Source organism: Limosilactobacillus difficilis (assembly GCF_947387495.1).
GTDB lineage: Bacteria > Bacillota > Bacilli > Lactobacillales > Lactobacillaceae > Limosilactobacillus > Limosilactobacillus difficilis.
Map to the genome: position 1 here is coordinate 1 of NZ_CANDNU010000044.1, position 12,599 is coordinate 12,599.

Consider the following 12,599-nt stretch of genomic DNA (forward strand, 5'->3'; position numbering starts at 1 on the left):
TCATTTGACGGACATCCTTTCATATAGGTTTGATTCACTTAATATGATACCTGATGTCACGCCGAATGGCGTTTTTGCATTTACCACCAATTAGGTGGCTAACTTCATTCTATAATCCACCTAAATTTTCTTGTTTCCACTTTACCAAATTTAACCGAAAATCCCCATTCACCTTCGGTGGATTAAGTAATGTTTTCTTACCAAATCTTGCATAAATTCCCACACAGATTTGAAAATCAGGTTCGGCGATCCCGTATTTTTTCCTGATAAATTCTTTACTATCATTACCATTGGCATACTCTTCGACAGCCTTAAGCTTAGTGTTTATGCTAATTTTAGTCATAAAAAAATACCCCCAAAGTCGATTTCCAACTTTGGGGGTACGCATCAAATGTTACCTCTTTATTGGTTACAGTATGTTCCATCACGATGAAGATAATGATGATCGTTAATAACCAAGGAAGTGTTAATCCTTTAAATTTCTAACCAAAAGAAAACAAGAAGATTCTACTAATTCTTAAAGGATAGTAGACTTTTCCTGAAAAATTTACTCGCTGATAACGAAAATCAAAATCAGTAAATAAAAGCCAATACTGTCTTTCTCAATGAACCTGAAGCAAAGCGCTTTATACCTGTTGAATATGTGGCACTTTGTTTCACTTAGAGACTTGCAGATGATAATTGAAAGGTCTAAACTAAAAGTTATGTAAGAATATGCTTAAATTTTCAATGAGAGTGGATGATTATTATGGCTAACCAACAATTAATATTGTATTTTTCCTATAGTGGTCACACCAAAAAGATGGCGGATGAATTAGGACGCCAGTTAGATGGGGCAACCGAAGTCGAAATCAAAACCCAAAAGCCGTACCCGAAAGACTACAACCAGGCACTTGGGGTATCCCATCTTGAATACAGCAATCAGCTGCTCCCAAATTTAAGTAATGAGACGATTACAAACATGGCTGACTACCAGCAGATCTTTGTCGGTTTTCCAATCTGGAAATTTTCCGTTCCGATGGCCGTCGTTTCTTTTCTCAATGATTATGACTTGATGGGTAAAGATCTCTACATCTTTGATAGTTATGACTTTTCAACCCAAAACAATAGCCGACGAGATTTGAAAGACTTTTTGAACCTAACGGTGAAGGATGAATTGTCCATTCAGAGTGCCAATACTCTTCATCCGGCAGAGTTAATTGCTCAATGGCTAAAGCAAAACAAAATTAATGCCAAGTAATTGCTTGACCCCAACGACATTCAATCTATAATAAAGGGCGTAGTCTTTTTTGGGCGATTAGCTCAGTTGGGAGAGCGCTTGCTTCGCATGCAAGAGGTCACGAGTTCGAATCTCGTACCGTCCATTATAATTTTCGTGCCCTTAGTATTCGTTCCCCGAGTGCTAAGGGCTTTTTTATTTGGTTGTATTGTAAAAACAATGTAAATTATTATAATTATCTGCTCCCGTAGCATGTGATAAATAGTATTTGATTTATCAATCAAACAAATTAATACTCTAATTGCCATAATGACAAGAAAAAATGACTACCGCCAATATTGAAAACGATTTAGGAAAGGTGTACACTGTGACTGTAAGCAATAATTCTTACTGTAGTTGTTAAATATCTGATTAATGGCTACATGCTTTGGTGAAACTGGAGGGATAATGATGTCAATTGTTTCATTGGCTCGGTTCCAGTTTGCGATGACGACGGTTTTTCACTTTTTCTTTGTCCCGTTTTCAATTGGGACGGCCTTTGTTGTTGCGATTATGGAGTCGATCTACGTTCGCACCAAAGACGAAGACTATAAAAAGATGACTATGTTTTGGGGTAATGTCTTCTTACTGTCTTTTGCCGTTGGTGTTGTGACCGGGATCATCCAAGAATTCCAATTCGGGATGAACTGGTCTGATTATTCACGGTTCATGGGTGACATCTTCGGCGCCCCACTAGCGTTCGAAGCTCTGCTGTCATTCTTCATTGAATCGACGTTTATTGGTCTTTGGCACTTTACTTGGACCAAGGTTGGAAAGGGGCTCCACCTCTTCTTCAACTGGATGGTTGTGTTTGGCTCGATGACTTCAGCTCTGTGGATTTTGACGGCCAACTCCTTTATGCAGCACCCGACCGGCTATGTTATTCGCCATGGTCGTGCTGAAATGGCTGATTTCTGGGCATTGCTCGGCAATCCGCAATTGCACTATGAATACGGCCACGTTGTTTTGAACGCTCTTTTGATGGGTGGGGTGATTTTTGCTGGTCTCTCTGCCTTCCAACTGCTCAAGAAACGTTCCTTAAGTGACCAAAATCGCAATATCTACAAAAAGACGATGCGGATTGGTCTGTGGGTTATGCTGATCTTCAGTGTTTGTGGGATCTATCTCGGTGACAAGCAAATGATTTACTTGGTTAACGAACAACCGATGAAGTTTGCGGCAACCGAAGATCTTTACAAGACGACTGGTGATAAGGCGCCGTGGACGGTGATTGGTTTTGCTGATACGAAGAATCACCAAGTCAAGGCGCGGATTGACATCCCAGACATGCTCTCAATCTTGTCTTACCACAAGACGACGGGAGCCGTGAAGGGGATGGACGAAGTCAACCAGGAGCTGGTTCACAAATATGGTGCCAAAATCGATGGCAACAAGGTGGACTACTACGTTCCGGTTAACACCTTATTCTGGAGTTTCCGCTTTATGGCTGGCTTCGGGACGTTAATCTTCCTGGTAGCTTTAATCGGGCTCTTTATGACGCGCAAGTCCTCGCAGTATATGTATAAACACAAGTGGACGTTGTGGGTGATGGCGCTGATGACCTTCACACCATTTATTGCGAATACTTGTGGTTGGTTGATTACGGAACTCGGCCGGGCACCATGGACGGTTTATGGAATGTACACCATTGCCCAAAGTGTTTCACCGAATGTTTCAGTTGCTTCGTTGCTGATTTCAAACATCGTCTACTTCTGCTTATTCCTGACGCTAGCAATTGTTTTGATCGCTTTGATTGTGCGTTTCCTGCGCAATAACCCGACCGATGACATTGATTATGGCTATTCTGCAAAGGTAGATCCGTTTGCAAAGGAGGCCTTCTAGATGTCATTTCTACAAATTTTATGGTTCATCCTATTAGGCGTCCTGTTTTCTGGCTTTTTCTTCCTGGATGGCTTTGACTACGGGATCGGGATGGCCGTGCCAACCTTGGCCCATAATGAGGCCGAACGGTCGCAACTGATCGAATCATTCGGGCCCGTTTGGGATGCTAATGAAGTTTGGCTGATTACTGCCGGCGGGGCCATGTTCGCGTCCTATCCGAACTGGTATGCGGCACTGTTTTCGGGTTATTACCTGATCTTCTTTATCATTTTGATCGGGTTGATCATCCGGGGAGTTTGCTTTGAATTTCGGGCTCACAGTCCGCTGGAAAAGAAGCATATTTGGGAAAATACCCTGGCTGGCGGCTCCTTCATCGTGCCATTCTTCTTCGGGATTGTCTTTATCTCAATGATCAAGGGGATGCCGTTTGATGCTCAAGCCAACATGAACGCCCACTTCTTTGACTACATTAACTGGTTCTCACTGGTTGGTGGCATTGCGTTGACGCTGCTGTGCTACCTTCACGGCTTGAACTACATTGCTTTGAAGACGGTTGGCCCGATTCAAAAGCGAGCTCAGCAGTATGCCGACAAACTCTACTATGTGCTGTATGCCGGCGAAGTGATTTTTGCACTTCTGCTCCTGTTCCAGACTGACTTCTTGCGGGTTCACCCGGTGGCCACGATTTTGTGCTTAGTGCTGATCGTTGGGTTCTCCGTTTGTGCCCATTTGTCAGTTCGGTCAGACAAAGAGGGGCTTGCCTTCATCATGAGCGGTTTGACGATGGTGGCGCTGGTAGTTCTCATCTTTGCGGGGCTGTTCCCACGGGTTCTGATTTCTTCACTGTCGCCAAAGTATGACCTGATGATTACTGGTGCTTCTTCATCGCCATACACCTTGACTGTGATGACGATTGCAACGTGCATCCTGCTGCCATTCATTTTGGCTTACACGATCTGGGCATACTGGATCTTCCGGAAACGGGTTGCGATGCCGCGAGTTTCAGCAGCCAGCAAATAACGGGGGATGCATTTAAATGATTGATAAAGCGCTCTTTAAACTTCCGGGCGCTCGGTCAATACTCAAGCGGCTTGTAGGGCTCTATGTTCTGCAAGCCGTTTTGATTATCGGCCAGGCGCTGTTTCTCACTGCTGTTCTTGTTGGTTTGTGGCATGGTCATTCCTGGCAATCGCAAGGACGGGGAATCCTGCTTTTTGCCTTGTGCTTTGTCTTGCGGCAAATCGTCAATTGGTGGGCTGGCAGCAAATTGAGTCGCTATGCTCGCTCTGCTGCCCAGAGTCTGCGTGGTCGTTTGTTGAAAAAAGTGTTTGCTCTCGGACCGCATTTGACTCAGGACCAGGGGACGGGGCACCTCGTGACCCTTACCTTAGATGGCATTAGCAACATCGAACAATACATTGAACTGATGTTCAGCAAAGTATTAGTGATGATGATTGTCCCCGTCGTCATTTTGCTCTTGTCCTTTTACCTTAACTGGGTATGTGCTCTGATCATGTTAGCCGTCTATCCTTTAATCATTATTTTTATGATTTTGCTTGGTAATGCTGCTCTTGACAAGGCAAAGACCCAATTCGGCGTCTTTACGAAGTTGTCCAACAACTTTTTGGATTCTCTGCGCGGGATTGACGTGCTAAAGTACGTCGGCCTGAGCAAGCGTTATTCCAAGAGTATCTTTAATTCGAGCGAACGCTTCCGGCACAGTACGATGGATGTTTTAAAAATTGCAATGTTGTCGACCTTTGCACTGGACTTCTTTACTACCCTCTCGATTGCCATCCTGGCGGTCTACTTGGGCTACGGTTTAATCCAAGCACGGTTAACGTTGTTCCCGTCGTTAGCAATTCTGATTTTAGCGCCGGAATACTTCAAGCCAATCCGCAACTTTGCCAGTGACTTCCATGCGACTCTGAACGGTAAGAATTCCTTTGCGGCTATTAACAAGATTTTATCTCAGCCGGATCCGGTTGAACCAAAGCTCGCTCTGCATCCTTGGAGTAGCAACGATGATTTGCAGTTGCAAAACGTCTCCTTTGCTTACGAGCACGGTGCTCAAATTGCCCCAGTCAACACCACAATTCACGGCCTGGCAAAGGTTGGAATTGTCGGGATGAGTGGTTCGGGGAAAACCACTTTGATCAATATGATTGCCGGTTTTCTAAAACCGCGGGCAGGGCAGTTCGTTATCCAGGGTCACCCCGTTGCTGAAATGAATTTGGCTCAGTGGCGGTCGCAAATCATTTATATTCCTCAATCACCTTACGTTTTTACGGCTTCTTTGCGCGATAACGTGGCTTTTTACACGCCTGGGGTCAGTGATGAACGGGTCAAGGAAGCGATCCATGTTGTTGGCCTCGATGACCTAGTCGCCGAGCTGCCTGATGGTATCAATACGATGATCGGCAGTGGTAAGCGCGTCCTCAGTGGCGGTCAGGCCCAACGGATTGCTCTGGCACGTGCCTTTTTGGATCGTAAGCGGCGGATTCTGATCTTTGATGAACCGACTGCCCACCTAGATATTGAAACCGAGCTAGAACTGAAAAAACGGATGCTGCCGTTGATGAAAGATCGGTTGGTAATCTTTGCGACGCACCGACTTCACTGGATGCACCAGATGGATTACATTCTGGTGATGAATCATGGCCGCCTGGTGGAACAGGGGACTGAAGCAGCTTTGATGGCCGATAATGGCTATTATCGTCAGCTGGTCGACCAAATGAGGGGAGGCTCAACAAATGTTCAGTAAAATTCCGTTATTGCGGGCTCTAAAACATGATCGCTGGGTCCGTCCTTATTTGAAGCGTTACCGTTGGACCTTGGCGATCGCAATCTTTTTAGGGGTCTGCACCTTTTTCTGTGCGGGGGCGTTGATGTTTACGGCCGGTTACTTGATTTCTAAATCGGCAACTCATCCATACAACATTCTTCTGGTCTATGTACCGATCGTCCTGACTCGGGCTTTCGGAATTGGTCGTCCGGCTTTCCAGTATGCTGAACGGTTGACCTCGCACAACTGGGTCCTGAAAATGACTTCGCATTTTCGCAAGCAGTTATATGATTCCTTGGAACCAGACGCTGTCTTTTTGACTGGCAAGTACCAACTGGGTGATATTCTGGGTTTATTGGCCGAAGATGTCAGTCATATCCAAAACCTTTACCTGCGAACGATCTTTCCGATGATGGTTTCGTGGGGACTTTACTTAATCATTATTGTTGGCATCGGGATTATTTCTCCCTTAATGGCGCTGTGGCTTTTGCTCCTCTTCGGTCTGATGATCTTTGCGGTTCCATTCTGGTCAATTTTGGTTAATGGGGCCCGTCAAGTTGCTGAAAAAAAGCAAAAGAACGAACTCTACGCAGACTTGACGGATAATGTGATGGGGATTACGGATTGGACTTTTGCTGGTCGTGGTGACGCCTACGTTGCTGCTCACCAAAAACACGAAAATCAGTTGGTGGCAACCAAGGCGGCAATGCATCGTTTTGAATTGCTGCGTGATTTCGTTCAGCAACTCCTTTTGCTAGCTATTGCTATCAGCTTAATTATTTGGGGAGCCGAAAACTTTGGCGGGGTACATGGCCCGAGCGCAAACTGGATTGCCGCCTTCGTATTGGCTATTTTTCCCCTGGACGAAGCCTTTGCTGCTCTGCCGGCGGCGGCTCAGGAGACGAACATTTATACTGACTCCTTAGTTCGCCTCAACCGCTTGAACCAGCCAGAAAAACCGGCAGTCAAGAAACTATCTCTGCACGGACCCTATGATTTTGAAATTAACAATCTACACTATACTTATCCGCAGACAGATCATGAGATTTTGAAAGGGCTGAATTTGACGATTCGACAGGGGGAAAAGATCGCAATTCTTGGTCGGAGTGGATCTGGCAAGACAACATTAGCCTCGCTACTCCGCGGTGATCGGACGCCGACTGTTGGGACGATCAGCCTTAATGGCGTGCCAACTAGCGAGTTTGGTGACCAGATGGCGCAGTATCTCGGGGTAATGAATCAAACACCATACCTCTTCAACACCAGCTTGGCCAATAATATTCGCCTGGGGGATGAGGAAGCGAGTGACGAACAGATTTGGGATGTCCTCGAAAGAGTGAAGCTGAAAAAGATGGTTGAGCGTCTTCCAAAGGGACTCAATACGATGGTTGACGAAGCTGGATTGCGTTTTTCCGGCGGTGAACGCCATCGGTTGGCCCTGGCCCGGATCCTACTCAAGGATACGCCGATCGTCTTGTTTGATGAGCCAACGGTTGGACTGGACCCATTGACCGAACAGGACCTGCTTGACACTATCAAGGAGCAGTTAAGGGGGAAAACCCTCATTTGGATCACTCACCATCTCCAAGGGATTGACATGATGGACCAAGTGATTTTCTTAGAAGACGGACAATTGACGATGCAGGGGTCTCCTTCGCAACTGGAAGCGACCAACCAGCATTTCCGTGACCTAAAGGCCGCTGATCAAGGACGCTTGCATTAAAAAAGTTGCCGTTTCATTGAAATAAAATATTTTTTTGCGAATCGTTCAAACCCGTGGTTCCGTAAGGAGTTCGCGGGTTTTTCTTTTTGTCAAAATGTATACGCTTACTTTTATTTCTTGCTTTCTGGTCTAATCATGGTAAGATAAGAATCGAAAGTTTTGCAAACGTTTGCACGATATTTTGGTTTATTATGAAGGAGCGCGAACTGCATGGAAAACAAGCATTGGTGGAATAACTCAGTCGTTTACCAAATCTATCCGAAGAGTTTTCAGGACAGTAACGGCGATGGTGTGGGTGACCTCCGTGGGATCATTGAACACCTCGATTACCTGAAGAAGCTTGGTGTTGATATCATTTGGCTCAACCCAATTTACAAGTCACCGCAAGTGGATAATGGTTATGACATCAGCGATTACCAGGCAATTAATCCGACTCTTGGCAACATGGCTGACTTTCAAGACTTAATCGATGGCATCCATGAACGTGGTATGAAGCTGGTGATGGATCTGGTTGTCAACCATACTTCCGACCAACATAAGTGGTTCCAGGAGTCTAAGAAGTCCAAGGATAATCCTTATCGCGATTATTACATTTGGCGTGATGGCAAGAATGGTCAGGCGCCGAACAACTGGGGATCTTACTTCTCTGGTTCGGCTTGGCAATATGATAAACAGACTGACCAATACTTCCTGCACCTCTTTGCTCCGCAGCAGGTGGATCTGAACTGGGAAAATCCAAAGGTTCGTCACAGCGTTTATGACATGATGAACTGGTGGGCGGCTAAAGGGGTTGATGGTTTCCGGATGGATGTCATTAACTTGATTTCTAAGCCTGCCGGATTGCCAGACGGGAAGAAGAGCGCGGATGAAAAATATGCCAACGTTCAACCGCTCGTTGCAAATGGTCCCCGAATTCACGAATTCTTGCAAGAGATGAACAAGAATGTAATGAGCAAGCACAAGATGATCACCGTTGGCGAAACGCCAGGGGCAACCCCAGAAGACGCCCAAAAGTACGCCTCGTTGGATAACAAGGAACTCAACATGGTCTTCCAATTTGAACATATGGGTCTTGATGGCAATGATAATCCAGCTCTGGGCAAGTGGAATGACAAAAAGGCTTCGTTGTCTGACTTGCGAGCTAACTTCACCAAATGGCAAGAAGAACTGATGGGTAAAGCCTGGAACTCACTTTATTGGAATAACCATGACCAGCCGCGGGTAGTTTCCCGTTTTGGTGATGACAGTACCGAAGAAAATCGGGTCAAGTCCGCTAAAATGTTGGCAACGATGCTTCACTTCCAGCAGGGAACCCCGTACATTTTTGAAGGGGAAGAAATTGGGATGACCAACGCTGGCTTTACGAAGCTCAGTGACTACGTGGACCTTGAATCGATCAATGCTTACCACCAGTTGGTTGATGATCAACATTTGCTCGACGGACAAACGATGATGAAGTATCTCGCACACAGTAGTCGTGACAATGCGCGAACACCAATGCAGTGGGATGACAGCAAGAACGCCGGCTTTACTGATGGACAGCCGTGGGAAAAGATGAATCCCGCTTACAAGCAGATTAACGTCAAGCAGGCACTGGCGGATCCGAATTCGATTTTCTACTACTACCAAAAGCTGATCAAGCTCCGTCATGAGATGCCAGTCATTACCAACGGTGATTACCGCTTGGCAAAGGGCAATTCGGACGATCCGGATGTCTTCGCCTACGTTCGTTCTAATGATGACACAACTTTACTGGTGATCACCAATTACACTAATAAGACTTTGCAACGACACTTCGATGTTCCAGCAGGAGCCAAAGTTTTGATCAGCAACTATGATGATGCCGGTGACACGATTCGGCCTTATGAAGCCCGGGTTTACCAGTACTAATTTCAATTGAAATGTGATTGGAGGCAGTGCAATGACTAAGAAAACAAATGAGGACAACCGGGTCGATGTCGACTCCGGGATGCCCAATTTAACCAAGTATGAAATCTTTTCAATTACCTTTGCCTTTTTCGGGATTAATATGGCCTTTTCCCTGCAAAGTTCGCAGATGAGCCGGATTTGCCAAACGATTGGTGCTAATCCGAATAACTTAGGTTTCTTCTTCATTTTCCCACCTTTGATGGGGATGATTATTCAACCAATTTTGGGGCAATTATCTGACCGGACCTGGAACCGCTTTGGCCGGCGGTTGCCATACCTACTGTTTGGGACGCCGATTGCCGCTTTGGTTCTGATTATGCTGCCGTTTTCCGGCTCCTTTGGCTTTGGTTACGGTTCTGTAGCTGCTATGATTTACGCCGCCGTGGCCATTTGCTTCATGGACCTATTTTCTAACGTCTGCATGCAGCCGCTCCGGATGTTAGTCGGGGACATGGTCAACAACAAGCAAAAGAATGCTGCCTGGTCGTGGCAACAAGTCTTCTCTAATGCCGGTGCTATTATCGCTACTTTGCTACCGTTTATTTTCACGGCATTTGGGATGTCTAACACCGCTAAGCGCGGGGTTGTTCCCCACACCGTTATCTGGGCCTACTTGGTTGCCGCAATTGTTTTGCTGGTAACGGGTCTGTGGACAGTCTTTAACGTTAAGGAATATGACCCGGAACATTACGCTGAGTACCACAACATTGACGTCAATGATGCGAAGAAGAAAGTTAGTCTTTGGCATCTGGTCAAGACCGCACCGCGTTCTTTCTGGGAAATCAACCTGGTTCAGTTATTCTCCTGGTTTGCCATCATGTACGTTTGGACATACACTACCGGTGCCGTCGCTAAGAACATCTGGCATACAACCAATGTCAGCTCTGCCGGCTACCAAGCTGCTGGTAACTGGTACGGTGTTTTAACCGCTGTTTATTCTATTGCCGGGATTATTTGGGGGCTGATTTACGCCAAGGCTAAGCCTAATTCACGGAAAAAATGGTACATCTTCGGTTTGGTCCTTGGTGGTATCGGTCTGGGCAGCATGGCCTTTATCACTTCCAAGGCGCTGTCCGTCGTTGCCATGATTATGTTTGGTATTGCTAACTTTAGTATTAACACCATTCCTTTTACCCTGCTGACTTCTTCACTCAACGGGAAAAACGAAGGTGCTTATCTGGGACTCTTCAACGTTGGGATTTGTGTGCCACAAATCATTGCTTCGCTGGCCAGCTTCTTGATTTTCCCTGCAGTTGGTCACAACCAGACGATGATGATGTTAATTGGCGGAATTTCCTTGCTGATTGGTGCCATTGTTGTTCCGAATATTCACGAAGGGGTTGCCGTCAAAGAGGCTGCCTAGTTGAAGCAGTTTAGTATTAGAGCAAGTTTTTGGTACTTCGTGGAGTACTGAAAACCTGCTTTTTTGGTCCCTTAAATGTGATGTTGACAGTTTTTTAGTGGCAAGTTATGCTTATAAATGATGTACTATTAATACGTAATAATCGGAATTAGAATTGGTTATCAAAAAATGCCTGGTGATAATCAGTGTTGACTGAGGGGTGCTTAGGATGAAGAAAGTTGTAGTGCTGGGAGCAGGTTACGCTGGCCTTCACTTCATAGAAAAATTTCAGAAGCGGGTGGACCCTGCTGCGGTACAAATCATTTTGGTGGACCAAAATGATTACCATTACCAAACGACGGAAATTCACCAGGTAGCAGTTGGTAAGACTAAACCAGAACAAATTTCCTATCCAATCCGGGATATACTAAATAGCGAGATGACAACCTTTGTTCAGGACCGGGTTCTTAAGATCGATCCCGAAAATAAGCGTGTTTTACTGCAGAAGCATGCCCCAATCGACTACGATTACTGTATCCTTAGTTTAGGTTTTGCTAGTGAAACTTACGGAATTCCCGGTGCTCAGCAGAATACTTTGCCATTGACTAACGTTAAGGATGCACTGGCCATTTTAGCGCACTTCCAAAAAGTCGCTGACCACTACCGGAAATTCCATGATCCCCAGGACCTACAGATTTTGATTTGTGGCATGGGCTACACGGGAATTGAATTAGCAGGTGAAATTAATGATATCAAACCCCAGTTAGCTAAGATGGCGGGTTGCGAGTCTAAAGATATCAAGATTACTTTGATCAATTCCTTAACCCGGCTCCTCCAGCAATTTGATCCCAAAGTGGCCCATTATGGAGTTCACACCTTGACTCACTTGGGAATCAAGATTATCCCAGGAGCCACGATTAAGCAGATTTTCCCTGGGGTCGTTAATTACGTCCACACCAACGATCAAACGGGTCAGCGTCACCAGCTCAAAGGTCACACGATCTTGTGGACTACTGGGGTGCGTGGCAGCCAGGTGATTGACGATTCTGGTTTTGCCAATCACCATGGCCGGATTAAAGTGACCAAGCATTTGACGGTTCCCGGCCATGATGAGTTGTACAGCCTGGGTGACGTCGCTTCAGTCATCAATCCCGAACGAGCTGGTGAAAAGTACTACAGCCCATCGGCCCAGATTGCGCTGTCAATGGCAAGTTTTGCGGCCCGTGACTTGGCTGGTCGGTTAAACGGTCGACCTCAGAAGGCTGATTATAAGTATTGCTGGCTGGGGACGGTCGTTTCCATCGGTAATACTCACGCTTTTGGTCGCGCTCTGGGCGTAAATGTGACAGGCCGGTCTGCATCGGTTATGAAGAAGTTGATCGCTGACAAATCTCTCTACCAGGTTGGCGGGGTTGGCAAGATGATGAAATTAGGGCAATTTGATCTCTACCATTAAAAAGCAAAGGTAGCGTTTAAAATGGCTGATTGCTAGACACGTGAAATTACAAAAGTAAAATAAAAGAGACCTGAGAAAACACCTGTTTTTTGAAATGGGAGGCAAGGAAACTCGTTCTTTTAAAGACGTGATGAATTGCCCCCCTACTTTTTATGCCTATGCTACACATGGTTTAAGCAAAACATGATATAATAATTGGTATGAAAGATATTAATAGACTTACATATGGCCGAACATCAGTCTACAATCTGAATTACCACATCA

Annotated in this window: 9 protein-coding genes, 1 tRNA gene and 1 pseudogene; 10 read left to right on the forward strand and 1 reads right to left on the reverse strand. The window is 45.7% G+C overall.

Features of this window, described 5'->3' with window-relative positions; translation table 11 throughout:
• Window positions 1–109: 109 nt before the first annotated feature.
• On the reverse strand, window positions 110–343 hold the full coding sequence (locus QOR82_RS07550; protein WP_283584167.1) for a hypothetical protein: 234 nt from the start codon (window positions 341–343) through the stop codon (window positions 110–112).
• A 405-nt stretch (window positions 344–748) separates the two neighbouring features.
• On the opposite strand from QOR82_RS07550, the gene QOR82_RS07555 reads away from it, so the two are divergent.
• The 10 genes and pseudogenes from QOR82_RS07555 to QOR82_RS09510 form a co-directional block, all read left to right on the forward strand.
• A complete protein-coding gene (locus tag QOR82_RS07555; RefSeq protein ID WP_283584168.1) occupies window positions 749–1,240 on the forward strand; it encodes a flavodoxin in 492 nt (163 codons plus the stop codon).
• A 51-nt stretch (window positions 1,241–1,291) separates the two neighbouring features.
• Window positions 1,292–1,364 (forward strand) — tRNA-Ala (locus QOR82_RS07560).
• 305 nt (window positions 1,365–1,669) lie between these two features.
• The gene (locus QOR82_RS07565) at window positions 1,670–3,100 is read left to right on the forward strand and encodes a cytochrome ubiquinol oxidase subunit I (RefSeq protein WP_283584175.1); all 1,431 of its coding nucleotides are present in this window, start codon (window positions 1,670–1,672) and stop codon (window positions 3,098–3,100) included.
• Complete coding sequence (cydB, locus tag QOR82_RS07570; RefSeq protein WP_283584169.1) at window positions 3,101–4,120, forward strand: cytochrome d ubiquinol oxidase subunit II; 1,020 nt, start codon at window positions 3,101–3,103, stop codon at window positions 4,118–4,120.
• Between the two features lie 16 nt (window positions 4,121–4,136).
• Window positions 4,137–5,864, forward strand: coding sequence for a thiol reductant ABC exporter subunit CydD (gene cydD / locus QOR82_RS07575; protein ID WP_283584170.1), 1,728 nt, complete (start codon window positions 4,137–4,139; stop codon window positions 5,862–5,864).
• A complete protein-coding gene (gene cydC / locus QOR82_RS07580) occupies window positions 5,854–7,608 on the forward strand; it encodes a thiol reductant ABC exporter subunit CydC (RefSeq protein WP_283584171.1) in 1,755 nt (584 codons plus the stop codon). The genes cydD and cydC overlap by 11 nt, the downstream gene beginning before the upstream one ends.
• 210 nt (window positions 7,609–7,818) lie before the next feature.
• Complete coding sequence (locus QOR82_RS07585) at window positions 7,819–9,498, forward strand: alpha-glucosidase (RefSeq protein ID WP_283584172.1); 1,680 nt, start codon at window positions 7,819–7,821, stop codon at window positions 9,496–9,498.
• Window positions 9,499–9,529: 31 nt separating this feature from the next.
• Complete coding sequence (locus QOR82_RS07590) at window positions 9,530–10,900, forward strand: SLC45 family MFS transporter (protein ID WP_283584173.1); 1,371 nt, start codon at window positions 9,530–9,532, stop codon at window positions 10,898–10,900.
• Window positions 10,901–11,108: 208 nt separating this feature from the next.
• Entirely contained in the window at window positions 11,109–12,335 is a 1,227-nt protein-coding gene (locus tag QOR82_RS07595) for an NAD(P)/FAD-dependent oxidoreductase (protein WP_283584174.1), read from the forward strand.
• 191 nt (window positions 12,336–12,526) lie between these two features.
• Window positions 12,527–12,599: pseudogene (locus QOR82_RS09510) on the forward strand (IS200/IS605 family transposase); the annotation flags it as partial.